This is a genomic window from Novosphingobium sp. GW821-FHT09E05 (assembly GCF_059416165.1).
The window spans coordinates 2,188,283-2,210,534 of sequence record NZ_JBWKOQ010000001.1; the positions used below are offsets into that span (position 1 = coordinate 2,188,283).

The window sequence follows — 22,252 nt, forward strand, 5'->3', positions numbered from 1 at the left end:
GTCAGAATTCCACTTCGCTGAAGGCCTTGCGCCGCAGCCGCGCCTCGGCCTGCTGGTTCGCGAGGATAGCCCGCATCCGCGCCAGCACGACGCCGGCGAAGATCAGCGTGAAGCCCAGCGTCGCGGCCAGCAGCGGCACGAGGAAATCGCCAGACATCGCCGACTTGCCCATGGTGATGCTGGGCGGCTGGTGCTGGCTGTTCCACCAGATCACCGAATAATGAATGATGGGAATATTCACCGCGCCGACCAGCCCGAAGATTGCGGTCGCACGGTTCTCGGCGCCGTCCGCGCTTTCGCTCGCCTGCGCCAGCGCCATCCAGCCGAAGTAGAGGAACAGCAGCACCAGCATCGAGGTGAGGCGCCCGTCCCAGACCCACCAGGTTCCCCAGGCGGGCCGCCCCCACAGCGAGCCGGTGACGAGGCACACCGCCGTGAACACCGCCCCCGGCACCGCGCAGGCCCGCGCGGCGATGGCGGAGAGCGGATGGCGCCAGACGAGCTGCGTGAAGCTTGCTCCGGCGATGCCCATCCAGCCCGCCATGCCGAGCCATGCCGAGGGCACGTGGAGGTACATGATGCGCACCGTCTCGCCCTGCAGCCGCTCGGCGGGAGCGAGCAGCAGACCCCAGCCCAGCGCCAGCGTCGCCACGACGAGGCCCACGCCCATGCACAGCGGCATGAGCCAGCGGGCGATACGCAGGAAACGGGCGGGGTTGGCGAAGCCGTGCATGACAGTCGCGCTTCTATCGAGAGTGGTGCGCGGGGCAAGTGACTCCCGTCGACAGGCCGCGCTTTTCACCCGCCCTTGGAGCGTTTGCCCCATGCACGATATCGATGTGGTGGAAAAATGGGGCGATCGATGGGGTTCGAACCCACGACCTCCGGTACCACAAACCGGCGCTCTAACCAACTGAGCTACGATCGCCACACGGGCCGTCGCGGCATGAAACCGGACGCCGTATCCTGCTTGCGGATGAGCTGAGCTGCAACCGCTGCGGGAGCGCGCCTTTTGCACAGCCTCGGGATTCTTGCAAAACAAAAATTCGGCTCGCCGCCATCGACGCGCGATTTTCCTACAGTCGCTCGGTGCGCTAGGGTCGGCATCATGAACGGACCCGGCGAATCATCGGCTGAACGACTGCTGGCCCATCCCGGCATGCAGCGCTTTCCCTCCTCCCGGCTCGACCTGTTCACCTTGCGCGACTTCCTCGGACGAGCGCAATGCGCGCAGCTGGTCGCGCTGATCGAGGACAGCCACCGCCCCTCGACCATCGCCGACTACAACGGCGACGACGCCTTCCGCACCAGTTCCACCTGCGACCTGTCGCCGGAAGTGCCGGCGGTCGGCGAACTCGCCGCCGCGCTGTCGCGCCTCTCGGGCATCGACCTGGTCCATGCCGAGCCGCTGCAGGGCCAGCGCTACGAGGTGGGGCAGGAATTCAAGGCGCACACCGACTACTTCGAACCCGGAAACGCCGATTACGAAAAGTACTGCGCGGTGCCGGGCCAGCGCACCTGGACTTTCATGATCTATCTCAACGAAGTCGAAGCGGGCGGCGCCACGCGCTTCCGGGTCATCGACAAGATGATCCAGCCCGAGGCCGGCAAGCTTATAGCCTGGAACAACCGCCGGCCGGACGGCACGCCCAACGCGGCGACGCTCCACCACGCGATGAAAGTGCGCAAGGGTTACAAGTACGTCATCACGCAGTGGTATCGCGAGCGGCACTGGCGCTGAAACGGCCCCTTCCTCCGAAGAGGAAGGGGAAAGCGCCGCGGCTTACTTCGCCGTGCTGATTACCGCGCAGGCGATTCGGCCGCCGGCATTGCCCGAAGGCTGGCTGCTGTAGTCGTCCGCCACCGCATGGATGACGAGCGCGGTGCCATCGGCGTCGAACAGCGACTTGCCGCCGGCGCCCAGCGTCACGCCGGTATTGAGGATCTGGGTCTTGAGCAAGCCATCCGCGCCCACGTGCTGGTTGGGCATGTCGCCTCCGTGCGGACCATTGGCGGTCATGTAGCCGTGCTGGTGGTCTCCGCCGGCGAAATGCCCGCCCGACGAATCGAACTTCGTGGCGGTGTCGCACAGGCCCTTCTGGTGGAAGTGGAAGCCGTGATCGCCGGCGGGCAGGCCCTTGACGTCGGCGGTGACCAGAACGCCGGCCGGGGTTTCCTGCAGCATGACCATGCCCAGTTTCCTGCCGTCGAGGCCGATGACGTCGGCGTGCACCATGCCCGACGGCGCGGCGCTCGGAGCGGCGGCGGCCACAGGCGCAGCGGCATGGGCATGCTCGGCCTCGGCATGGGCGCAGGCGGTCATCGTCAGGAAAGCCAGGGCGGCGGCGGGGGCGGCGAGAATGCGGGTTCGGCTGCTCATCGGGAATCTCCGGATTTCGGGCCTGGCGGCCAACGGACAAGGGGATGACCGCGAGCCTAAGGCGCTGGATGCGAAAGGCAATCGTCCCGAACCGGCGAAAGTTCCGCAAAAGCCTGCCACCGCCGGCTTCCGGAAACGAAAAAGGCGGCCCCGCAGGACCGCCTCGTTCGTTTTGTCTGCAAGCGGCGCGAACGCCGCTCCGATCACTTCTTGGTGAGCGAGAGACCACCGAAGCGCTTGTTGAACTGCGCGACGCGGCCGCCATCCTGAAGCTGAGCCTTGCCGCCGGTCCAGGCCGGGTGCGAGGTCGGATCGATGTCCAGGACCAGCGTGTCGTTTTCCTTGCCCCAGGTCGAGCGGGTCTGGAACGTGGTGCCATCGGTCATCTGAACGGTGATCATGTGGTAGTCGGGATGGGTATCGGCCTTCATGGGTCTGTCTCTCTGCACAATGGCCGGTTCCGACCGGCCTGCTGGGAAAGCGGCGCCCTTACAGCGAAGGGCGCCGGAATACAAGTAGAGTGTGGCCTCTCAGGCGTCCGCGATCATCGCCGTGAAGTTGACGTCGCAGGTCACCTTGTCGTCGATCGAGGCCTTGCCCCAGAACTTGCACACCCGCGAGCGCTTCTGGACGAAGCCCGCGCGCAGGGTCAGCAGGTGGCCGGGGGTCACGGGATTGCGGAACTTTGCTTCCTCGATCGCCATGAAATAGACTAGCTTGCCGGTCCCCGCGAGGCCGAGGCTCTCAATCGCGAGGATGCCCGCGGCCTGCGCCAGCGCCTCGATCTGGAGGACGCCGGGCATGATCGGGCGGCCGGGGAAGTGGCCCTGGAAGAAGTCCTCGTTGAAGCTGACCGCCTTGACCGCGTGGATCCCCTCCTCTTCCGAGATGGAGATCACGCGATCGACGAGCAGCATCGGATAGCGGTGCGGAAGCGCCGCCAGGATCTTCGCGGTATCGTAGGCCGTTTCGACGACTTCGCTCATGCCCTGTACGTTCCCTGGATCAGCGACCGGTCGGCGCGGTCGCCGCGGCGGGCGCCTGCTGGGCGGCGGCCTGAGCGCGCTGTTCGCGGATCTGGCGCGGTTCCCAGCCGGCCGGCGGCACGAGCTGCGCCGAAGGCAGCGCGGTGTTCAGCTCGTTCAGGATGTCCTGATTGAGGTTGTAGGCGCCGCCGTTGACCGCGAGGATCGCGTCGGGCGAGATCAGGATCGAGACGTTCTTCTTCGTCATCGCCGACTTGACCGCGTCGTTCAGCTTGTCCTCGATCTGCTCGTTCACGTAGGCCTGCGACAGGCCGACGGGCTGCAGGATGCGCTGCAGTTCGGCCTTGCCGCTCTCCTGGAGCTGCTGGATCGAGGCGGCCTGCTGCTCGAGCGCGGCCGGGGCAACCTTGCCGCCCTGGCGGTCGGCGTTGAACTTGTCGACCAGCGGCTTGATCTGGGCGTTGAGCGCGGTGTTGCGGGCCTGGGCCTGGTCGTACTGCGCCTTGTAGGTGGTCTGGCGCTGCGTTTCCGCTGCCTTGTAGGCGTTCGAGTTGGCGATCACCGCATCGAAGCTGGCGACCCCAAGGCCCTGGACGATGGTGCCGCCGCCTGCGGCAGCCGGCGCCGCCGCGGGCTTGGCGGCCAGCGCGGGCTGCGCGGCGACAGTGGCGAGAGCGAGGCCAGCGGCCAGCGCGACGGTCTTGGTCATGGTGCTCATCAGAATTGTGTTCCCACGTTGAAAGTGAAGGCCTTGGGATCGTCGCCGTCCTGCTTGAGGAGAGCGCGCGAGAAGTCGATGCGGAACGGGCCGAAGGGCGAGTTCCAGTTCACGCCGATGCCGATGGCGACGCGCGGCTTCCAGGTGTCGCCCTTGAACTCCTCTACGAAGGAGAACTGGTAGCTCTGGTTGCCGTTCGAATCGAGCACCGGGGTGTTGGGCAGGTTGGTCGTCGAATCGACCGGGGAAGTCGTCGAGTTGCCGCTGGCGTCGGTATAGAGCGCATTGCAACCCGGATTGCACTGCGTGAGCTGCGGCTGCTTGACGCTCCACACCGCACCGACGTCGGCGAAGATCGAGGGACGCAGCCCCATTTCGCGCGCGCCGGAGCCCAGCGGAATTTCCATCTCGGCGCGGCCCATGTAGTAGTAGTTGCCGCCCAGGGCATCGTCGGTCCACTGGCTGCGCTTCGTCGACGGGTTGCCGTCGGCGTCGAGCTGCTTGCGCAGCACGCGCGGGCCCACGCCGCGGATCGCGAAGCCGCGCATCTGCGGCTCGCCGAGGTAGAAGCGGTCGGTCAGGCGCACATCGTCGCCGCCCAGACCCTTGATCGCCCCGCCTTCCGCCTGGAGCGAGAAGATGAAGCCCTTGCCCATGTTGAAGAACTTCGAGGCCTTGCCGCTGACGCGCGCGTACTTCACGTCGCCGCCCAGCCCTGCGAAGTCGACGTTGATCGAGGCACTGGTGCCCCGCGTCGGACGCATGCGGTTGTCGAGCGTGTCGTAGATCAGCTGCCCGCCGATGATCGAGCTCAGGCGCTTGCCGATCGCATCGCACAGGTATCGGCCGGCGTAGAGCGGGTCGCACTCCAGGTTCGGCGGATTCTGGCGGGTGGTGTAATAGGTATCCTCGTCGAGGCTGACATCGTCGTAGTTGAGCGTGTAGCGCCCGACCGCGGTCAGCCATTCCGTCAGCGGCACGCCGGCACGGACCTGGAAGCCGGTCGTCGACTGCTCGTACGTCGTGTTGCGGTCCGAGTTGGCGTAGTTGAAGCTGTTGTAGTCGCGGCGGTAGATGTCCAGGCCCATCGAGATGTTCTTGTCGAACAGGTAGGGCTCGACGAAGCTCGCCTCGATGCTTTTGGAATAGCGCGAGAGGCTGCCCGACAGGCCCACCGTCTGACCGCGGCCACGGAAGTTGCGCTGGCGGATCGAGGCCTGGAAGATGAAGCTTTCAAGGCTGGAGAAGCCGGCCGAGAGCTGCAGTTCGCCGGTGGGCTTTTCCTCGACGTTGGCTTCGAGCACGATGCGGTCGTCGGCGCTGCCGGGCTTCTGCTCGACCTCGAACTTCTCCTGGAAGTAGCCGAGCGACTTGATGCGGTTGGTCGACCGCTTGACCTGCAGCGAGTTGAAGGCGTCGCCTTCCGCGATGCGGAACTCGCGGCGAATGACCTTGTCCTGGGTCAGCGTGTTGCCGTTGATGTCGATCTTCTCGACATAGACGCGCGGCGCCTCCTGGATCACGAAGGTCAACCCCATGGTGAGGTTTTCCTTGTCGCGGTCGTACTGCGGCCGCACGTCGGCGAAGGCGTAGCCGAACGCGCCGGCGGTCTCGTTGAGGCCGTCGATCGTGTCTTCGACCTGCTTGGCGTTGTACCAGTCGCCCTTGTGCATCACGAGGTTCTTGGCCATCTTCTCGCCGTCGAAGTCGCGCAGCTGGCTCTCGACCTTGACGTCGCCGAACTTGTAGCGCTGCCCTTCCTCCACCACGTACGTGATGATGAAGTCCTTCTTGTCCGGCGTCAGTTCCGCCACGGCGGAGACCACGCGGAAGTCGGCATAGCCCTGCGTCAGGTAGAACTGGCGCAGCTTCTGCTGGTCGAACGCCATGCGGTCGGGATCGTAGCTGGTGCCCGAGCTGAACAGGCGGGTGAAGCGCGCCTGCTTGGTCACCATCTCGCCGCGCAGTTCGCCGTCGGAGAACTTCTCGTTGCCGATGATGTTGATCTGGCGGACCTTGGACTTGTCGCCCTCGGTGATCTCGAAGACGATGTCGACGCGGTTCTGGTCGAGCGAAACCATCTTCGGCTCGACGGTCGCGGCGTAGCGGCCCTGGCGCTTGTAGAGCTCGATGATGCGGGCGACGTCGGCCCGGATCTTGGAGCGGGTGAAGATCTGGCGCGGCGCGACCTTGATCTCGGGCAGGATCTTGTCGTCCTTGATGCGCTTGTTGCCCTCAAGGATGATGCGGTTGACGACCGGGTTCTCCTGGACCTGGATCACCACGACGCCGCTGTCGTTGTTGATCTGGACGTCCTTGAAGAGTTCGGTCGCGTAGAGGTCCTTCAGCGCGGCGTCGGCGGCGGCCTTGGTATAGGGCTGGCCGACGCGCAGCTTGATGTAGGACATCACCGTCTGCGGCTCGAGGCGCTCCGAACCCTTGACCTGGATGGTCTGGATCGCCGGGCCGGCATCGGGATCGACGACGGGGGCCGGGGTCGCCGGAGCGGCTGCACGGGGCGCGCCGGACCTCAGCGGAGCAGGCGACTGTGCCAGGGCTTCGGCGGGAACCCCCGCGAGGATCGTGGTCCCCAGCAGCACTGCCGCAATTTGCGAGGCCCTGCGTTCGTCAGTGCAGCGAACCATTTCCCATCCGATCATTCTACGCAAATTCCCGTATTCGCTTTCGCGACAAAAACAGATCGCCCGGACCGGGCCTTACAAGTCCTGGCCAGAAGCGGGGCGCGCACCGAACCCCGCAGGCAACCGCAGCCGTCTGCCCGATGGAGCGCATCCGATCAAGCAGACAAAACCCGGCAATATTGTGATCGCTGGATAAAACCTCCAGGCTATCCCCCGAAAATCGGAAGTTGAGCCAGATCGTTGACCGTGACGAAAACCATCAAGGCAAGGACCAGAGCCACGCCCGTTCGGATCGCCCATTCCTGACTGCGTGCTCCCAATGGCCTCCGGCGCACCAGTTCTGCCGCGTAGAAGGCCAGGTGACCGCCGTCGAGGCCAGGAATTGGCAGGAGGTTGATGAATGCCAAGTTAATCGAAATCAGCGCCGCGAAGGACACGAAGGCTTCCCAGCCGAGGCTGAACTGCTGCCCCGAATACTGCGCGATCTTGACCGGTCCGCCCAGTTCCTTGACCGACCGGTCGCCGGTAAAGATCTGGGCGATGCCGGTGACCATCGTGCCCATGGCATGGAAGCTCTCGTCGAAGCCCTGCCCGATCGCCGCGATCGGCCCGAAGGTTTCCAGACGACCGGCGCGGATGCCGATCTGTCCGACCTGCACCGTCCGCCCCTGCGCGTCGACGGCAGTACCTGCGGCGATCGTGACCGGCAGCGTGAGGTCCTGCGCCCCGCGGCGCACGGTCACCTCGACGGTGCGGCCGGCATTGGGCCGGATAAGGCGCGGAATGTCGGTGAAGCTGCCCACGGCCTTCCCGTTTACCGCAACGATACGGTCTCCTGGCTGGATGCCGGCCTTTTCAGCCGGCGAATCACCGTGGAACCCGCCGACCAGCGGCGGCAACAGCTCGACGCCGAGGTCGCCGATCTTGGCCTTGTTACCGAAACTGTCGCTCAACTCGCGCGTGGCCAGCGTGACCGGCACCACCACCGTGCCGCCATCGCGCTCCACGGCGACGGACAGGGTCTTGCCGGGAAAGTAGACGGTATGGTCGCCGACGTCGCCGACGCCCGCGATCTTCTCGCCGTCGATAGCCACGATGCGGTCGCCCAGGTGCAGGCCCGCCTGCTGCGCGGCGGAACCCGGCGAAAACGCACTGATCTCGGCATCCGCCACCACGCGTCCATAGACGCCGAAGAAGGCCGCGAAGATCGCCACGCAGAGCAGCAGGTTGGTCATCGGCCCGGCCAGTACGATCAGCGCGCGCTGCCACAGCGGCTTGACGTGGAAGGTGTGCGAGTGCTCCTCCGCGGTCATGCGATCATCGACGGAGCTCGGCGCGCTCGACGGGTTCATGTCGCCGGAGAACTGCACGTAGCCGCCCAGCGGCAGTGCGGAGAGCTTCCAGCGGGTGCCGCGCCTGTCGGTCCAGCCCGCCAGTTCCTTGCCGAAGCCGACGGAGAAGGCGTCGGCCTTCACCCCGAACAGCCGCCCCACCAGATAATGGCCCAGCTCATGGATCACGACCAAGGGGCCCAGAACCAGGAGGAAGGCGAAGACCGTCGTCAGAAGTCCTGGTGATCCGGTCAAGCGAGCAATCTCCGTCACGTACTGGTCACGAGCAACCGCGCCCTTGCCCTTGCCTCGCCGTCCACTTCGAGGACGTCGGACAGCGAGCCGGGCGCGGGCGGCGCATAGGAACCCAGTACGTCCTCCACTTGTGCGGCAATACGGGTGAACGAAATCTGACCGCCGAGGAACGCCGCGACGGCGATCTCGTTGGCGGCGTTGAGCACGGCCGGAACCGCACCACCCGCCTGCGCCGCCTCGCGCGCCAGGCGGGTGGCGGGGAAGCGCACCTCGTCGGGCTTGCGGAAGGTCAACTCGCCGATCTCGGCAAGGTCGAGCGGGGCGCAGGGCGTGTCCATGCGGCGCGGCCAGGCGAGCGCCGAGGCAATCGGCACGCGCATGTCCGACGGACCCAGCTGCGCCAGAGTCGAGCCGTCTCGGTACTCAACCATGGAATGGACCACCGATTGCGGGTGGACGATGATACGCAGCCGGTCGAGGCCGACCGGGAACAGGTGATGCGCCTCGATCAGTTCGAGGCCCTTGTTGAACATCGTCGCCGAATCGACGCTGATCTTGGCGCCCATGTCCCAGTTGGGATGGCGGACAGCCTCGGCCGGCGTGGCGGCGGTGAGACGGTCCCACGACCAGTCGCGGAACGGACCGCCGCTCGCGGTCAGGGTGATCCAGCGGACGTCGGCGGCATCGTTGCCGCACAGGCACTGGAAGATCGCGTTGTGCTCGGAATCGACGGGCAGCAGCGTGGCGCCGTGGCGCGCGACGGCGGCGAGCATGACCTCGCCTGCGGAAACCAGCGCTTCCTTGTTGGCGAGCGCGATCACCCCGCCCTGCTCGATCGCAGCCATCGTCGGTGCGAGCCCCGCGCAGCCGACGATCGCGGCCACGGTAACGTCGGCGCCCCGCGCGCCCGCCTCGACCAATGCGGCGGGACCGCCTGCCGCCTCGATGCCCGAACCGGCGAGAGCGTCACGCAGCGCAGGAAGGTGCGTTTCATCCCCGACGACGGCGACCTCTGCCCCGAATTCGCGGGCCAGACGCGCCAGTTCAGCGGCACTGGAATGCGCGGTCAGCGCCGTGACGCGCCAGTCGCCGCGGTTGCGGCGGATCAGGTCGAGCGTCGAAGCGCCGATCGATCCGGTAGCGCCGAGGACGGTAAGTGTGCGCATGGATCTCATCGCGGCTGGAACAGGATCATCAGCCCTAGCACGAACAGCACCGCCAGCAAGCCATCCGCGCGGTCGAAGAAACCGCCGTGACCGGGAATGAGGTTGCCTGAGTCCTTGAACCCGGCGCGCCGCTTCATCCAGCTCTCGAAGAAATCGCCCGCCTGCGCGCAGACGGCGACGATGATGCCGGTCATCAGGCAGCTGGCGAACAGCGGCACTGCCCCGGCGCTGGCGTACCAGCACGGCTCGGTCCCGAAGCATGAGACGGCGTCGGCGGCGGAAACCTGCGGAGTGAGCCGGATCGTCCCGTCCTGCCACAGCCGCGCAGCGGTGAAGAGCGCCAGCGTCGCGCCCAGCACGCCGCCCATGAGCCCTGACCAGGTCTTCGACGGGCTGATCGAAGGCGCGATCTTGGGGCCTCGCAGCGTGCGGCCGGTGAAATACGCGCCGACGTCGACGGCGATGACGGTCGCCAGAAGCGTCAGGACCGGCGCGAGCGTGAAAGCGTCGTTGTGCAGGAACAGCAGCATGGCCGCACCTACGCCGACATAGAGCATACCGAGGAAGTTCCAGGCGGCCCGAGCGCCCGGTCCGGGCGTGGCACGGCGGGCAAGCCGTATCCACTCGTAGAGCACCCCCACAGAGACGGCGCAGACGAAGGCGATCCACACCGCCCCGCCCAGCCACAGGGCCGCGCCGGCGACGCCCAGCATGACGACGGCGGACACGGTCCGCACGCCAAGGTCGGACACGCCGCGCCTTGGCCTCTTAGCGCCCGCCATAGCGCCGCTCGCGAGTGGTGAAGGCTTCGAGGGCATCGCGCAGATGCTCGGCGGTGAAGTCCGGCCAGAGCACGTCGGTGAACAGCATCTCGGCATAGGCCGCCTGCCACAGCAGGAAATTCGACAGCCGCACTTCGCCGGAGGTGCGGATCAGCAGGTCGAGCGGCGGCAGGTCCGCAGTGTCCAGCTCGGCGGCAATGGTCTCGGGCGTGATGGGACCCTTGGCGGCGGCGCTGGTGGCGGCGCGAGCGATCTCGTCCTGCGATCCGTAGTTCAGCGCCACTACCAGCGTCGTGCCGGTATTGCCCGAGGTACGCGCCATCGCGCCTTCGACCAATTCAACAACATCCTGCTTGAAAGCCTTGTAATCGCCGATGATTTTCAGCCGGACGCCGGCATTCGCGAACTCGTCGAGATCAGAGAGGATGAAGCGCTTCATCAGGGTCATGAGGTCGGAAACCTCTTCCTCGGGCCGCCGCCAGTTCTCCGTGGAGAAGGCGTAGAGGGTCAGCGCCTCAAGGCCCATCTCGCGCGCACCGCGCACGACGCGGCGCACCGCCTCCACGCCGCGTTGGTGCCCCAGCGCGCGCGGAAGATGGCGCTTCTTCGCCCAGCGCCCGTTGCCGTCCATGATGATGGCGACGTGACGGGCGCTTGTGGCTTCCTCCTTGGCCATCAGGCCTCCCTCACCCCGGGGCGATCCAACCTCACTTGCCGAGGATTTCCTTTTCCTTCGCCGAGAACACCTCGTCGAGCGCCTTGATCTGCTCGTCGGTCAGCTTCTGGACCTCGGTCTCGCCGCGCTTGCGGTCGTCTTCCGAGATTTCCTTCTTCTTCTCGTCGGCCTTGAGGTTCTCGATGCCGTCGCGGCGCACGTTGCGCACGGCGACGCGCGCCTTCTCGGCATAGGAGCTGGCGAGCTTGGCAAGTTCCTTGCGTCGCTCCTCGGTCAGATCCGGGATCGGCAGGCGCAGGGTGTTGCCGTCGTTGATCGGGTTGAGGCCGAGACCCGCCGAACGGATCGCCTTCTCGACCGGACCGATGTTGTTCTTGTCCCAAACCTGCACCGAGAGCATGCGCGGCTCGGGAGCGGAGATCGTGGCGACCTGGGTAATCGGCGTATTCGCGCCGTAGACCGTAACCGTGATCGGCTCGAGCAGCGCGGTGTTGGCGCGGCCGGTGCGCAGGCCGGAAAGGTCGTGCTTGAGCGCGTCGATGGCGCCCTTCATGCGGCGCTCGAGGTCCGCCTTGTCGTACTTGGCCATGGTTCAGGCTCCCTTCTGGACGAGCGTCTTGGTTCCGCCACCGGCGAGAACGGTGGCAAGGTTGCCCTTCTCGCGGATCGAGAACACGACGATCGGAATTGCATTGTCGCGGCACAGCGCCACGGCGGAGGCGTCCATCACCTTCAGATTGTCGGCGAGGACGGTATCGTAGTCGACGCTCTCGTAGCGCTTGGCGTCCGGGTTGGTCTTCGGATCGCTGTCGTAGACGCCGTCGACGCTGGTGCCCTTGAGCAGGGCGCAGCACCGCATCTCGGCAGCACGCAGCGCGGCGCCGGAATCGGTGGTAAAATAAGGCGCGCCCACGCCGGCAGCGAAGATCACCACGCGGCCCTTCTCGAGGTGGCGCTCGGCGCGGCGGCGGATCACCGGTTCGCAGACCTGGTCCATCTGCACGGCGGACTGCACGCGCGTTTCCACGCCGATCTGCTCGAGCGCGTTCTGCATCGCGAGCGCGTTCATGACGGTGGCTAGCATGCCCATGTAGTCGGCCTGGGCGCGGTCCATGCCGCGCGCGGCGCCCGCCATGCCGCGGAAGATGTTGCCGCCGCCGATGACGAGGCAGATTTCGAGACCGGTTTCCTTGGCCGCCTTCACTTCGCCGGCGAGTTCCGCGACGAAGTCGGGATCGATCCCAAACTGCTGGCTCCCCATCAGCACCTCGCCCGAGAGTTTGAGCAGGACGCGTTTGTAGGGGGAGGATGACATGCCGCTGGGTCTCCTGGGAACGGGCCTGAAACTGGGATCGCCCGGCTTTAGGAGCGCGGCGGGCGATTGCCAAGGGGGTTGGGCGAGACGGTGGGTTCACGCGGGCGACATGAAAAACGCGCGCCGATGCCAAAGTAGTGATCGACACCGAAAAAGTTAACGCTTGTGAGAACACCCATTTGCCTGCAAAGTCGCAAGTGCACTGGGGAACGGGGTCAAAAAATGACGTCACCGCTAGCGACGCCGGACTTCGTTCAGGCTTCGTTTCCGAAGCCACGCCGCAATCAGGCTGTGGAAGCGCTCCGGATTCTTTCCGCTTTCGGCATCGTCGTCTTTCATGGCGGCGGGGTGTGGGCGGGCTATTTTTACACCGGCCTCATCGTATTCATTGCCCTGTCGCCGATGCTGGATGTACATTATAACTGGGACCGCCACCGGCCGGTAAAGGTCCTGGCGCAGAGCTTGCTGATACCCTGGGCATTCTGGTTGGCCGTCTATGCGCTGTTCGCCCTCGTGCGGCACAAGCCGATGCTGCCGCCCGGAAATCCGCTCATGGGGATATTGCTGGGGACCTCGCAGCACCTGTGGTTCCTGCCGTTCATGTTCATGGTCCTCGTCGTGCTCGGTCTCGTCAAGTCGCACGTCCGGCCATCCGCGGCCTTCCTCGCAAGCGCGCCGCTGCTGCTCGCCGTGCTGGGCGGGGCCGAGATCTGGCGCCCGATGTCGCTGGCATGGCCCATGCCCCTCCCCCAATGGGCCCATGCGATCGGAGCAGTATTTGCCGGGACCGCGATCGGCCTGACATCGCGTGCCGGAAAGCTTCTCGTTCCCGGACTGCTGCTGGTCGCCGCCGCGCTGGCCGTCGCGATCTATCAGCAGGTCCCGGGCATCGCGCTCACCTATGGTCTGGGCATTCCTCTAACCAGCGCTGCCGTGTTTCTGGGAAAGCGCCGGTGGCCTGCCCGCTTCGGCGTCCAACCGGTCGCCGATTGCATGATGGGGGTATATCTCGTCCATCCCGTATTGCTTTCGTTGGCGGGCGCGGTCGTAGCGCATGGCTCTATCCTGCAGGCGGTCATCGCTTTCGCGGTTAGCCTGGTGCTGGTCTTCGCGGCCCGCAGGCTGGCGCCCGTCACGCGGACCGTGCTGGGCTGATACCCTCGCGCCTGCGCGCGCCGCTCAGCGATCGACCAGCGCGCTCACCCGCCGTCGGAACGACATCCCGGGCGTATTGCCGCGCGCCACATCGTGAAAGACGCCGCCCCCGATCGAAGGCAGCAGCGCTTCCACTTCACTCGCCTCCTCGAAGGTATGGACGTCTACCGCGATCCGCAGCCTGCCGTCGAAGATGAAGCTGACGATGCTGGAAGGCGGGCAGGCATCCTCCACGGACCTGTGCAGGCTGCCCAGCTCCTCGGAAACGGGCCGGACCGGCGTGGACGGGCGGAATTCGGCGATGGTGGTGATCGCATTCATGGTGCACCTCCCGGATTGGGTTACCTCCGTTGAACGCACAGGCGCCACGTTTGATCCCCTCGCGCATACCCCGAGAGTGCTTACCCCTATCCCGCATCTCGGGGCGGCATGCGAAAACGGGCCGGGAAGCTGATGCTCCCCGGCCCGCATGTCCGTTCCCGAAGAAGGCGGAAAAGATCAGCCTGCGACGGCGGCAGCCACTTCGGCCGCGAAGTCGGAGACTTCCTTCTCGATGCCTTCGCCGAGCTGGAAGCGCACGTAGTCCTTGAGGACGATCTTCGCGCCGGCTTCCTTGCCCGCCTGTTCGACGACCTGCTGGATCGGGGTCTTGTTGTCGAGAACGAAGACCTGCGAGAGCAGCGCGTTTTCCTTGGCGTACTTCGAGATCGCGCCTTCGACCATCTTGGCCTGCACGGCTTCGGGCTTGCCCGATTCGGCGGCCTTTTCCTGGGCGATCTTGCGCTCACGCTCGATCAGCTCGGGATCGAGGTCCTCGGCGTTCAGCGCCAGCGGGAACGCCGCGGCGATGTGCATCGCGATCTGCTTGCCGAGGGCTTCGAGCTTGTCGGCAGGCGCTTCCGATTCAAGCGCGACGAGCACGCCGATCTTGCCGAGGTTCGGAGCGGCGGCGTTGTGCATGTACGGCACGACGATGCCGTTCGACACTTCGACGGTCTTGAGGCGGCGAACCTGCTGGTTCTCGCCGATGGTCGCGACGTTGTTGGTCAGCGCGTCGGCAACGGTGCCGCCGTTCGGGTAGGCAGCGGCCTTGAGCGCGTCCACGTCGTTGCCGGCAACGCCGAGCGCGACTTCGGTGGTCTTGCGCACGAAGTCCTGGAACTGGTCGTTCTTGGCGACGAAGTCGGTCTCGGAGTTAACCTCGACGGCAACGCCCTTGGTGCCGGTGACGGCAACGCCGACCAGGCCTTCAGCGGCGGTGCGGCTCGACTTCTTGGCGGCTGCGGCCAGACCGCGCGCGCGCAGCGCATCGACGGCGGCTTCGAGATCGCCATTGGTCTCGTCGAGAGCCTTCTTGCAGTCCATCATGCCGGCGCCAGTGCGCTCGCGCAGGTTCTTCACGTCAGCGGCGGTGTAAGCCATCGCTCAAATCCTTTTGTTGGTTAGAGGCGTTCCAGCCCCTGAAATGGATGCGCGCCAGGCCCATTGGACCCGGCGCGCGACAATTCCATGACGAAAGTGTCGTCGGCCGGGGCCTATCAGGCCTCGACAGCTTCCTCGACGGGCGCATCCATGGCGCCGATGTCGATGCCGCTGTCGATCACGCCTTCGCGGTGCCCCTTGGTCGCGGCCTGGGCGATCGCGTCGCAGTACAGGCGCACGGCCCGGCTGGCGTCGTCGTTGCCCGGGATCGGGAACGAGATGCCCTGCGGGTTGACATTGGTGTCGAGCACGGCGACGACCGGGATGCCGAGGACGTTGGCTTCCTTGATCGCCAGCTCTTCCTTGTTGGCGTCGATCACGAACATCACGTCCGGGATGCCGCCCATGTCGCGGATGCCGCCGAGCGAGAGCTCGAGCTTGTCACGCTCGCGGGTGAGCTGGAGCACTTCCTTCTTGGTCAGGCCGGCGGTGTCGCCTGCCAGCTGCTCCTCGAGCGCCTTGAAGCGCTTGATCGAGCCCGAGATGGTCTTCCAGTTGGTGAGCATGCCGCCCAGCCAGCGGTGGTTGACGAAGTGCTGGCCGCAGGCGCGGGCTGCCTGAGCAATCGGCTCCTGCGCCTGGCGCTTGGTGCCGACGAAGAGGACCTTGCCGCCGGCCTGGACGGTCGACTGCACGAAGTCGAGCGCGCGCGCGAAGAGCGGCACGGTCTGCGACAGGTCGATGATGTGGATGCCGTTGCGCGCGCCGAAGATGTACGGCTTCATGCGCGGGTTCCAGCGGTGGGTCTGGTGACCGAAGTGTGCGCCGGCTTCGATGAGCTGCGACATGGTGACGACGGGAGCCGCCATAAGATAATTCCTTTCCGGTTGAACCTCTGGAAGACTGGAACCGTGCGGGGACCCCGCTGCGGCACCGGTATGAACGCCTTCCATGTGGATTGCCTGCGAGTCGAACCGGATCGTCCGGCTGAAATCCCACAAGCGCGCCCGCCCATAGCCATGTCCTGCGGCTAAATCCAGCCCCAATCGGAAAAGCTGACAGCGCTGTTCACCGCAAGCTGTTGTCGCTTCATCGCCAAAAACGGTCATTCCATGGTAAATCAAGGAGTTGGGACAGGAACCAACCTTCCATAAGTGTTTTCTCACGGCATCGCTGGTGATAAGTCAGCTAACGCAACCAACAATCAGACATTCGAAAAATGGGGCAAGTTCAGTCGGGGGCGAAGACTTGGAAAAAGGCAATCGCGCCATGAGTATCGTCTCTCTCGCACTCTTTTCCGTCGCTGCCATGGCCGCGATCCTTACCATCTGGAAAAGCGCCGCGACTGCCCTCCCCCTCGTGCGCATGTTGCGCATACAATTGGCAGAAGCCTCCCGGGAAAGGGCCATTTACGTAGCGACCGTAGATTTGCGCCGCCCGCTCGAATCTTCGACCGATACGCGCCGCCTACCGGCCCGGGCACGTCGTCATCCCTGCCCCAAACCGGTCACGCATCGCCTCCACCATTTCGGCCACCGCACCCACGCAGCCTGAGCCGCGGCCTCGGGTGATAGGGTCAGACCGCGCACGAACTCGGGCCGGGAGGCTCGATACGGACATTTGCCAGCCAGATGCCTAAAACTGGGAAAGGCACGCCAAGCCTAAATGGGCTCTGGAATGTCGCCCCTGCAAATTGCGCTTGACTTCAATGGAACAAAAAGGGAACTACCGCCCTGCGGAACATTGATAGAACAGATTCGCGTTATCCACAAGATGTCCACACCCCGTCGAGGGGCTCGGGCGATGGTTAGAAAGGAATGATCATGACTGCATTCGTAGCCGGTCTCTTTACCCTCGCCGCGATAGCTTCGGGTTGGAGCCTGCTGGCCACGATCGGGCGCTTCGGCCCCGGTGTTGCCACCCTGAAGGCACAGTTGGACGCCTGCCCCCTCGCAACACCTTTGGAATGGAAGTCGATAGAGCGCGTAGCCGTCCCGGCGCTCACGGAAGTCAGGTTCCCCGAATTCGCAAAGCGCCCGGCTCGCCGCATACCGGCACGTCTGGAATGGCCGTCGGTCAGTCCGTCGCTGGAACTTGCCGCGTGACCTTGGCATAAGTGATCAGGCCGAAAGGCAGGAGCACCAGATAGACGATCGTGATTGCCGCCAGCGTGAACCAGGTTTCGGTCAGCAGCGCGGCGACGGTCAGGCCGATCAGCGCGAGGACAACCAGACGCAACGATCCCGGCGGACGCATGCGCGACCAACCCAGCGTCGGAATGTTGGAGATCATCAGGAAGGCGATCAGGGCCATCCACAAGCTCACCGCGACGGGATTGGCGAACTCGGGACGGGTGGTGGCGATCCACAGGTACATCGGCAGGAACGCGAGCCCCGCGCCGAGCGGCGCCGGAACGCCCGTCAGGAAGCCAGCCGACTTGTGCGGCTGCTCGAGCATGTCGAGGCGCGAATTGAACCGGGCGAGCCGCAATACGCAGCAGATCGCGAAGGCCAATGCAGCGATCCAGCCCAGGCTCGGCAACTGGTGGAGCGTCCACAGATAAACGATCAGGGCCGGCGCAACGCCGAAGGAAATCGAATCCGCCAGGCTGTCGAGTTCGGCGCCGAAGCGAGTCTGGGCATTGAGCAGCCGGGCCGCGCGCCCGTCGATCCCGTCGAGCAGACCCGCAAGGATGATCGCAAGCACCGACTTTTCGAAATCACCGGCGATGGCGAAGCGAATGCCGGTAAGGCCCGAACACAAGGCGGCGGCAGTGATCGCGTTGGGCACGATCGCGCGCATGGACAGTCCCGCCGCAAGCCGGCGCCGCGGGCCACGCCGCATATCCGGCCGGCCGGCGAAAGCGTCCTCCGCCTCGTAGTCCGGCTCGTCGATCACTGGGCCACGCCCTCGATCACCGAAGCGCTGGCGAGCACGGCCAGCACGGTTTCGCCGGCGATGATCTTCTGGCCCATCAGGACCTTCGGCTCCGTCCCTGCAGGCAGGTAGACGTCAACGCGGCTGCCGAAACGGATCAACCCGATGCGCTGGCCGGCAGCGATGATGTCACCCGGCTTGACGAACGGCACGATGCGTCGTGCGACAAGGCCGGCGATCTGCGTGAAGCAGATGCGCAGACCGTCACTCCGCTCGATGAGGACGTGCTGGCGCTCGTTCTCCTCGCTCGCCTTGTCGAGGTCGGCGTTCACGAACTTGCCGGGAATGTAGATGACCCGCCTGACAGTACCGGCGATCGGCGTGCGGTTGATGTGCACGTCGAAAACCGACATGAAGATCGAAATGCGGGTGACGGGTTCCGACGACATCGGCGCGGAACCGGTGCCATCGTCCACGGTCAGTTCGCGAGGGGGCGGGACCTTGCCGATCAGCGTGACAAGACCGTCCGCCGGCGCCACGATCGCGCGTTCGTCCTGCGGGGTGACACGTACCGGGTCACGGAAGAACGCCAGAACGCACAGCGTCAGCACCGCGAGCGGCCAGCCGACCCAAGGGCCAAGCAATATCCAGCCGACCAGCGCGACGACGCCGGCAATGGCGCCGAACTTGCGGCCTTCGGGGTGAATGGAGGGCCACTGCCACGACGCTTCGCCGCGGCCCTGATTGTCGAAAATTTCTCCGGGCATCGCTCTCATCTAGACAGTGCGCACTGCTACCGCAATGCCGCTGGCGACGCGGTGTTCCCCGGCGGGAACGGCGCCTGCGGATAAATGCGGTGAAGCGGCGTTATGGGGAAGGCCCCTGTGCGGGGCTACCGGGCCCGCTCTTGCGGGGAGCTGGTGGTGGACAGGGCTGGATTCGAACCAGCGTACGCTTGCACGGGCAGATTTACAGTCTGCTGCCTTTAACCACTCGGCCACCTGTCCACACCAGTTGCTGGCTGCTGGAATCCCCTGCGAAAGCGGGAAATTCCGGCGTTGGTCGAGGCTCCGAAAGGGGCCTCGTTGCCGAGGAGCCGGGCCTTTGCCGAAGCGAGCCTTGCCTGTCAATGGCCTCCCTGTCAGAGGGGGCAAGAAATTTGCCATATTCGGTTTTCGAAAGGACGATGAATGAACAAGCGTAGCGGCGGAAAAGCCGGCAGCGAGGATGATGCCCGCCCGGCGAAAGCCCTGCGCGGCCGCGCAGGCCGGATGAAGAACGGGCGCGGCAGCGGACGCGCGGGCTCGGGCGCGGTACGTCTCTGGGGCCGTCACGCCGTCGAAGCGGCGCTCAAGAATCCCGACCGCGTCCACCGCAAGCTCTGGGCGACGCGCGAGGGCGTCGATTCGCTCGACGGCGAACTGCCCGAAAACTTTGCCGTCGAGTGGGCACAGGCGGCCGACCTCGCCCGCCTGGTCGCGCGCGACGCGCCGCATCAGGGCCTCGTGCTCGAATGTGAACCGCTCGAGGACATGTTCCTGGCCGACGTGCTCGACAACGATCCGCTGCGGCCGGTGATCGTGCTCGACCAGGTCACAGACCCCCACAACGTCGGCGCGATCATGCGCTCGGCCGCCGCGTTCAATGCCTGCGCCATCGTCACGCAGGACCGCCATGCCCCCGTCGAATCGGGCACGCTCGCCAAGTCCGCGTCGGGTGCGCTGGAAGTGCTGCCCTGGGTGCGCGTGGTGAACCTTGCCCGCGCGCTCGAGGAGATCGCCGACGCAGGCTACTGGCGCATCGGCCTGACCGGCGCGGCGGAAACGACGCTTGGCGAGGCACTGCCCACCGGGCCGGTCGCGCTCGTGCTCGGCGCGGAAGGCGACGGCATGCGCCACAACATCACGCAGCACTGCGACGCCCTCGCCAAGCTGCCGATCAGCGAGGCCATGGAAAGCCTCAACGTCAGCAACGCAGCTGCCATCGCGCTCTATGCTGCGGCGACGCGCGCTACGGAATAGTCCTTGTTCCCACCCCTTCTCGTGGCATCCTCCAAGGCAGGGGCGCACGAGAAGGGGTAAACATGATACTCGATTCGCATCGCGTGCCCATTCGGCGCGCGCTCGCCGTCACGGCCATGGCTTTGCTCGCGGCGGCCTGCATTCTGGCTCCCGGCAAATTCAACTCGAAACTCGAACTCAGGAAGAACCGGGCCTTTTCATTCGATTATACCGGCGAGATCCTGATGATCCCGCTGATGAAGACCGACAAGGACGAGGCCTTCGAGCCCGAACCCTGCCGCGACGAAACAAGCGACGAGGAACGCGCCTGCACCGCCGTCGAAATCGCTGCCCAGAAATCCGCATGGGAAAAAGCCCGCGCCGAAAAGCGCAGGAGCGACAGCGAAACCGCGCAGGCCTTGCTGGGCGGCCTCGACCCCAGCAATCCGCAGGCCGGCTACGAACTGGCGACGACGCTGCGCCGGCAGGTCGGCTGGAAGAAGGTCGAGTACCTCGGGGACGGCCGGTTCGAGGTCGAATTCGCGATTTCCGGCAAGCTCGACCACGACTTCGTATTCCCCACCATCGAAGGGCTCGCGATGAGCAATGCCTTCGTTCAGGTGGTCACCCGCGCTGACGGCGTCGTTCGCGTCGAGGCCCCCGCGTTCGGCCCGCAGGCCGGAGGAGCGGCCATGGCAGGCATGGCGGGTATGGTATCGGGGATGACGAAAGACGATACTCAGGCCTCCCCAGGCAAGGCCGACGGCGTCTTCACACTCGTCACCAACGGCGAGATCCTGGCCAACAATACCGACGAAGGCCCCGGGCGTGGCTCTGGCGGCAGGACGCTGTCGTGGAAAGTTACCCCGCGCACGCCCGCGGCGCCGAGCGCGCTGGTCAAGCTGTCGAAATAGCACGTACCCTACCGACCCGGCGGGCGGGCGATCTCAGAACCAGAGACCGCGTATGCAGCGTCCGTCCGGGGCGGTGTCCTCGAACGTGTCGAGCCCGTCGAAATGATCGACGGGCAAATGGGCGACGGCTTCCGGCGGAGCCAGGCGCAGGTTCACGGCCATGCGTCGGCGCCCGCCTTGTTCGAGACGCAGCCCGCGCCAGGCGATCACGCCCGCGCAGGCCGGACAGAACAGGATTTCCAGCGCGGGATCGTCCTTGCCGCGGCGCCTGTAGGACGCGGGCTGGCCCAGCATGGCGATCCGCTCGCCTTCGTAGTCATAGGCCCATAGCGCCCCGTAGCGTCGGCACAGGGTGCAATTACAGGCCGTGATCCTTCCGGGGGCGCCGGTGAGCGTCCAGCCGCAGTCACCGCAGTGGCACTGTCCTACCATGGGAAGCGTGGGCGTCGTCATCGGCGTCTCCCAACGAAAAACGCCGCGCTGGCCCGGTGGGCTGGCGCGGCGTGATCCGATCGACCTGCGAGGCGTTACAGGCCGCCTGCCATCTTAGTTGACAGCGTCCTTCAGACCCTTGCCGGCCTTGAACTTCGGCTGCGAGGAAGCCTTGATTTCCATCGGCTCACCGGTGCGCGGGTTGCGGCCGGTCGATGCCTTGCGCTTGGCGACCGAGAAGGTGCCGAAGCCGACGAGGCGCACTTCGTCACCCTTCTTCAGCGAGCCCGAGATGGCATCGAAGACGCCTTCGACGGCCTTGGTGGCGTCGCCGCGGGTCAGACCGCTCGAATCGGCGACTGCGCTGATGAGATCGTTCTTGTTCATTATGGGAACCCCCTTACTTTTCAGTGGAGCAGATGGAGATGGAATTTCAGATTCGCCTCACGACGGGCGACGGAATTGAGCGGGTTTTCCCCATGCTGGCAAGGCCTAAACCCGCCCATAAACCGCTGTTAATCGCGTTTTTCCGCCGTTTCCGCCGCCATCGACCATTGTGCGCCGCAGCATGCACAAGAGCGATCACAGTCGACTCGCCTCTCAGGCGAAGCAGCGCTCGGTGATTAACCGAGACAGCTCGAAACTTGGTTGACGTCTTTTTACGGTACGGTTTTGCATCAGGCCGCAATCCCGGATCGATCGGGGAGGCCTGGACGCAAAAAAAGGCGGCTCATGCGAACCGCCTCTTCCTGCAGTCCGGCCTCGCGGCCGGACCAGTCCAGGGACAAGCCTTAAGCTCAGCCCTGGGTGTCGTTGATACGACGCTCGGCGATGCGGGCGCGCTTGCCGGTACGACCACGCAGGTAGTACAGCTTCGCACGACGCACGACGCCGCGGCGAACCACGGTGATCGAATCGATGTTCGGGGAGTAGAGCGGGAATACGCGCTCCACGCCTTCACCGAAGCTCATCTTGCGCACGGTGAAGTTCGAACCCATGCCACGGTTGGAGCGCGCGATGCACACGCCCTCGTAGTTCTGGACGCGGGTACGGACGCCTTCGACGACCTTCACGCCGATGCGGACGGTGTCGCCCGGACGGAATTCGGGGATATCCTTGGCGGCCTTGGCAATTTCCTCGGCCTCGATCTGCTGAATCAGGTTCATGAACCCAAGTCCTCTTTCAATGCCGCGCGCCAGAG

General features: G+C 65.4%; 25 protein-coding genes and 2 tRNA genes. 5 read left to right on the forward strand and 22 right to left on the reverse strand.

Translation table 11 applies throughout. The features are described from left to right. Nucleotide 1: 1 nt before the first annotated feature. Together ccmC and AC07M9_RS10335 are read right to left on the reverse strand one after the other, a co-directional pair. Nucleotides 2–733 (reverse strand): heme ABC transporter permease CcmC, encoded by a 732-nt coding sequence (gene ccmC, locus AC07M9_RS10330; protein WP_494883522.1) that lies wholly within the window; start codon nt 731–733, stop codon nt 2–4. Nucleotides 734–851: 118 nt separating this feature from the next. Then, nucleotides 852–928: transfer RNA gene (locus AC07M9_RS10335), tRNA-His, on the reverse strand. A gap of 180 nt (nt 929–1,108) precedes the next feature. Here AC07M9_RS10335 and AC07M9_RS10340 point away from each other — a divergent pair. Beyond that, on the forward strand, nt 1,109–1,741 hold the full coding sequence (locus AC07M9_RS10340; RefSeq protein WP_494883524.1) for a prolyl hydroxylase family protein: 633 nt from the start codon (nt 1,109–1,111) through the stop codon (nt 1,739–1,741). Between the two features lie 42 nt (nt 1,742–1,783). Here the strand turns inward: AC07M9_RS10340 and AC07M9_RS10345 are convergent, their stop codons facing one another. The 11 genes from AC07M9_RS10345 to pyrH all read right to left on the reverse strand — a co-directional run bounded on the left by AC07M9_RS10345 (nt 1,784) and on the right by pyrH (nt 12,251). Further along, nucleotides 1,784–2,380: a superoxide dismutase family protein gene (locus tag AC07M9_RS10345; protein ID WP_494883526.1), complete on the reverse strand. Its 597-nt coding sequence runs from the start codon at nt 2,378–2,380 to the stop codon at nt 1,784–1,786. Between the two features lie 203 nt (nt 2,381–2,583). Beyond that, nucleotides 2,584–2,811, reverse strand: coding sequence for a 50S ribosomal protein L31 (rpmE, locus tag AC07M9_RS10350; RefSeq protein ID WP_494883528.1), 228 nt, complete (start codon nt 2,809–2,811; stop codon nt 2,584–2,586). A gap of 99 nt (nt 2,812–2,910) precedes the next feature. Beyond that, a complete protein-coding gene (gene fabZ, locus AC07M9_RS10355) occupies nt 2,911–3,366 on the reverse strand; it encodes a 3-hydroxyacyl-ACP dehydratase FabZ (protein WP_494883530.1) in 456 nt (151 codons plus the stop codon). A gap of 19 nt (nt 3,367–3,385) precedes the next feature. Next, nucleotides 3,386–4,084 carry an OmpH family outer membrane protein gene (locus AC07M9_RS10360; protein ID WP_494883532.1) on the reverse strand — a complete coding sequence of 233 codons (699 nt, stop codon included), beginning with the start codon at nt 4,082–4,084 and terminating at the stop codon, nt 3,386–3,388. Continuing rightward, nucleotides 4,084–6,729 carry an outer membrane protein assembly factor BamA gene (gene bamA, locus AC07M9_RS10365; RefSeq protein ID WP_494883534.1) on the reverse strand — a complete coding sequence of 882 codons (2,646 nt, stop codon included), beginning with the start codon at nt 6,727–6,729 and terminating at the stop codon, nt 4,084–4,086. The genes AC07M9_RS10360 and bamA overlap by 1 nt, the downstream gene beginning before the upstream one ends. Nucleotides 6,730–6,932: 203 nt before the next feature. After that, nucleotides 6,933–8,312 (reverse strand): RIP metalloprotease RseP, encoded by a 1,380-nt coding sequence (gene rseP / locus AC07M9_RS10370; RefSeq protein ID WP_494883536.1) that lies wholly within the window; start codon nt 8,310–8,312, stop codon nt 6,933–6,935. A 14-nt stretch (nt 8,313–8,326) separates the two neighbouring features. Continuing rightward, nucleotides 8,327–9,478, reverse strand: coding sequence for a 1-deoxy-D-xylulose-5-phosphate reductoisomerase (dxr, locus tag AC07M9_RS10375; RefSeq protein ID WP_494883538.1), 1,152 nt, complete (start codon nt 9,476–9,478; stop codon nt 8,327–8,329). Nucleotides 9,479–9,483: 5 nt separating this feature from the next. Then, nucleotides 9,484–10,260 (reverse strand): phosphatidate cytidylyltransferase, encoded by a 777-nt coding sequence (locus tag AC07M9_RS10380; protein ID WP_494883540.1) that lies wholly within the window; start codon nt 10,258–10,260, stop codon nt 9,484–9,486. Then, entirely contained in the window at nt 10,247–10,936 is a 690-nt protein-coding gene (gene uppS / locus AC07M9_RS10385) for a polyprenyl diphosphate synthase (protein WP_494883542.1), read from the reverse strand. The genes AC07M9_RS10380 and uppS overlap by 14 nt, the downstream gene beginning before the upstream one ends. Before the next feature lie 31 nt (nt 10,937–10,967). Next, nucleotides 10,968–11,525 carry a ribosome recycling factor gene (gene frr, locus AC07M9_RS10390; RefSeq protein ID WP_494883544.1) on the reverse strand — a complete coding sequence of 186 codons (558 nt, stop codon included), beginning with the start codon at nt 11,523–11,525 and terminating at the stop codon, nt 10,968–10,970. A 3-nt stretch (nt 11,526–11,528) separates the two neighbouring features. Further along, on the reverse strand, nt 11,529–12,251 hold the full coding sequence (gene pyrH, locus AC07M9_RS10395; protein ID WP_494883546.1) for a UMP kinase: 723 nt from the start codon (nt 12,249–12,251) through the stop codon (nt 11,529–11,531). 222 nt (nt 12,252–12,473) lie between these two features. On the opposite strand from pyrH, the gene AC07M9_RS10400 reads away from it, so the two are divergent. After that, a complete protein-coding gene (locus tag AC07M9_RS10400) occupies nt 12,474–13,406 on the forward strand; it encodes an acyltransferase family protein (RefSeq protein WP_494883548.1) in 933 nt (310 codons plus the stop codon). Nucleotides 13,407–13,430: 24 nt separating this feature from the next. On the opposite strand, the gene AC07M9_RS10405 is transcribed toward AC07M9_RS10400, so the two are convergent. From AC07M9_RS10405 to rpsB, 3 genes are all read right to left on the reverse strand, one after another. Beyond that, nucleotides 13,431–13,727: a hypothetical protein gene (locus tag AC07M9_RS10405; RefSeq protein ID WP_494883550.1), complete on the reverse strand. Its 297-nt coding sequence runs from the start codon at nt 13,725–13,727 to the stop codon at nt 13,431–13,433. A 177-nt stretch (nt 13,728–13,904) separates the two neighbouring features. Continuing rightward, nucleotides 13,905–14,828, reverse strand: a complete 924-nt coding sequence (tsf, locus tag AC07M9_RS10410; protein ID WP_494883552.1) for a translation elongation factor Ts — start codon at nt 14,826–14,828, stop codon at nt 13,905–13,907. Nucleotides 14,829–14,944: 116 nt separating this feature from the next. Beyond that, nucleotides 14,945–15,697 (reverse strand): 30S ribosomal protein S2, encoded by a 753-nt coding sequence (gene rpsB, locus AC07M9_RS10415; protein WP_494883554.1) that lies wholly within the window; start codon nt 15,695–15,697, stop codon nt 14,945–14,947. Between the two features lie 954 nt (nt 15,698–16,651). Here rpsB and AC07M9_RS10420 point away from each other — a divergent pair. Continuing rightward, nucleotides 16,652–16,933 (forward strand): hypothetical protein, encoded by a 282-nt coding sequence (locus AC07M9_RS10420; protein ID WP_494883555.1) that lies wholly within the window; start codon nt 16,652–16,654, stop codon nt 16,931–16,933. Here the strand turns inward: AC07M9_RS10420 and pssA are convergent. The 3 genes from pssA to AC07M9_RS10435 form a co-directional block, all read right to left on the reverse strand. After that, nucleotides 16,905–17,726, reverse strand: a complete 822-nt coding sequence (gene pssA / locus AC07M9_RS10425) for a CDP-diacylglycerol--serine O-phosphatidyltransferase (protein WP_494883557.1) — start codon at nt 17,724–17,726, stop codon at nt 16,905–16,907. The two genes, AC07M9_RS10420 and pssA, sit on opposite strands and share 29 nt — an antisense overlap. Continuing rightward, nucleotides 17,723–18,472, reverse strand: coding sequence for a phosphatidylserine decarboxylase (locus AC07M9_RS10430; RefSeq protein WP_494883559.1), 750 nt, complete (start codon nt 18,470–18,472; stop codon nt 17,723–17,725). The genes pssA and AC07M9_RS10430 overlap by 4 nt, the downstream gene beginning before the upstream one ends. A 154-nt stretch (nt 18,473–18,626) precedes the next feature. After that, nucleotides 18,627–18,712: transfer RNA gene (locus tag AC07M9_RS10435), tRNA-Tyr, on the reverse strand. A gap of 183 nt (nt 18,713–18,895) precedes the next feature. Here AC07M9_RS10435 and AC07M9_RS10440 point away from each other — a divergent pair. Together AC07M9_RS10440 and AC07M9_RS10445 are read left to right on the forward strand one after the other, a co-directional pair. Continuing rightward, nucleotides 18,896–19,726, forward strand: a complete 831-nt coding sequence (locus tag AC07M9_RS10440) for a TrmH family RNA methyltransferase (RefSeq protein WP_494883561.1) — start codon at nt 18,896–18,898, stop codon at nt 19,724–19,726. Between the two features lie 62 nt (nt 19,727–19,788). Continuing rightward, a complete protein-coding gene (locus AC07M9_RS10445) occupies nt 19,789–20,619 on the forward strand; it encodes a hypothetical protein (protein ID WP_494883563.1) in 831 nt (276 codons plus the stop codon). A 33-nt stretch (nt 20,620–20,652) separates the two neighbouring features. Here AC07M9_RS10445 and AC07M9_RS10450 read toward each other — a convergent pair whose 3' ends face one another. The 3 genes from AC07M9_RS10450 to rplS form a co-directional block, all read right to left on the reverse strand. Beyond that, complete coding sequence (locus AC07M9_RS10450; RefSeq protein ID WP_494883565.1) at nt 20,653–21,072, reverse strand: GFA family protein; 420 nt, start codon at nt 21,070–21,072, stop codon at nt 20,653–20,655. 93 nt (nt 21,073–21,165) lie between these two features. Beyond that, nucleotides 21,166–21,438, reverse strand: coding sequence for an HU family DNA-binding protein (locus AC07M9_RS10455; protein WP_494883567.1), 273 nt, complete (start codon nt 21,436–21,438; stop codon nt 21,166–21,168). A gap of 410 nt (nt 21,439–21,848) precedes the next feature. Then, the gene (gene rplS / locus AC07M9_RS10460) at nt 21,849–22,217 is read right to left on the reverse strand and encodes a 50S ribosomal protein L19 (RefSeq protein WP_494883569.1); all 369 of its coding nucleotides are present in this window, start codon (nt 22,215–22,217) and stop codon (nt 21,849–21,851) included. Nucleotides 22,218–22,252 lie beyond the last annotated feature (35 nt).

What these genes read in the sequence shown, in the direction of transcription:
- AC07M9_RS10445 (WP_494883563.1), top strand. Translation starts at nt 19,789, where the DNA reads ATGATACTCGATTCGCATCGCGTGCCCATTCGGCGCGCGCTCGCCGTC.
- uppS (WP_494883542.1), bottom strand. Translation starts at nt 10,936, where the DNA reads ATGGCCAAGGAGGAAGCCACAAGCGCCCGTCACGTCGCCATCATCATG.
- AC07M9_RS10455 (WP_494883567.1), bottom strand. Translation starts at nt 21,438, where the DNA reads ATGAACAAGAACGATCTCATCAGCGCAGTCGCCGATTCGAGCGGTCTG.
- bamA (WP_494883534.1), bottom strand. Translation starts at nt 6,729, where the DNA reads ATGGTTCGCTGCACTGACGAACGCAGGGCCTCGCAAATTGCGGCAGTG.
- AC07M9_RS10440 (WP_494883561.1), top strand. Translation starts at nt 18,896, where the DNA reads ATGAACAAGCGTAGCGGCGGAAAAGCCGGCAGCGAGGATGATGCCCGC.
- AC07M9_RS10380 (WP_494883540.1), bottom strand. Translation starts at nt 10,260, where the DNA reads ATGGCGGGCGCTAAGAGGCCAAGGCGCGGCGTGTCCGACCTTGGCGTG.
- dxr (WP_494883538.1), bottom strand. Translation starts at nt 9,478, where the DNA reads ATGCGCACACTTACCGTCCTCGGCGCTACCGGATCGATCGGCGCTTCG.
- AC07M9_RS10360 (WP_494883532.1), bottom strand. Translation starts at nt 4,084, where the DNA reads ATGAGCACCATGACCAAGACCGTCGCGCTGGCCGCTGGCCTCGCTCTC.
- rplS (WP_494883569.1), bottom strand. Translation starts at nt 22,217, where the DNA reads ATGAACCTGATTCAGCAGATCGAGGCCGAGGAAATTGCCAAGGCCGCC.
- AC07M9_RS10420 (WP_494883555.1), top strand. Translation starts at nt 16,652, where the DNA reads ATGACTGCATTCGTAGCCGGTCTCTTTACCCTCGCCGCGATAGCTTCG.
- AC07M9_RS10405 (WP_494883550.1), bottom strand. Translation starts at nt 13,727, where the DNA reads ATGAATGCGATCACCACCATCGCCGAATTCCGCCCGTCCACGCCGGTC.
- rpsB (WP_494883554.1), bottom strand. Translation starts at nt 15,697, where the DNA reads ATGGCGGCTCCCGTCGTCACCATGTCGCAGCTCATCGAAGCCGGCGCA.
- AC07M9_RS10430 (WP_494883559.1), bottom strand. Translation starts at nt 18,472, where the DNA reads ATGCCCGGAGAAATTTTCGACAATCAGGGCCGCGGCGAAGCGTCGTGG.
- AC07M9_RS10400 (WP_494883548.1), top strand. Translation starts at nt 12,474, where the DNA reads ATGACGTCACCGCTAGCGACGCCGGACTTCGTTCAGGCTTCGTTTCCG.
- ccmC (WP_494883522.1), bottom strand. Translation starts at nt 733, where the DNA reads ATGCACGGCTTCGCCAACCCCGCCCGTTTCCTGCGTATCGCCCGCTGG.
- tsf (WP_494883552.1), bottom strand. Translation starts at nt 14,828, where the DNA reads ATGGCTTACACCGCCGCTGACGTGAAGAACCTGCGCGAGCGCACTGGC.
- AC07M9_RS10450 (WP_494883565.1), bottom strand. Translation starts at nt 21,072, where the DNA reads ATGACGACGCCCACGCTTCCCATGGTAGGACAGTGCCACTGCGGTGAC.
- rpmE (WP_494883528.1), bottom strand. Translation starts at nt 2,811, where the DNA reads ATGAAGGCCGATACCCATCCCGACTACCACATGATCACCGTTCAGATG.
- AC07M9_RS10340 (WP_494883524.1), top strand. Translation starts at nt 1,109, where the DNA reads ATGAACGGACCCGGCGAATCATCGGCTGAACGACTGCTGGCCCATCCC.
- frr (WP_494883544.1), bottom strand. Translation starts at nt 11,525, where the DNA reads ATGGCCAAGTACGACAAGGCGGACCTCGAGCGCCGCATGAAGGGCGCC.
- fabZ (WP_494883530.1), bottom strand. Translation starts at nt 3,366, where the DNA reads ATGAGCGAAGTCGTCGAAACGGCCTACGATACCGCGAAGATCCTGGCG.
- pyrH (WP_494883546.1), bottom strand. Translation starts at nt 12,251, where the DNA reads ATGTCATCCTCCCCCTACAAACGCGTCCTGCTCAAACTCTCGGGCGAG.
- AC07M9_RS10345 (WP_494883526.1), bottom strand. Translation starts at nt 2,380, where the DNA reads ATGAGCAGCCGAACCCGCATTCTCGCCGCCCCCGCCGCCGCCCTGGCT.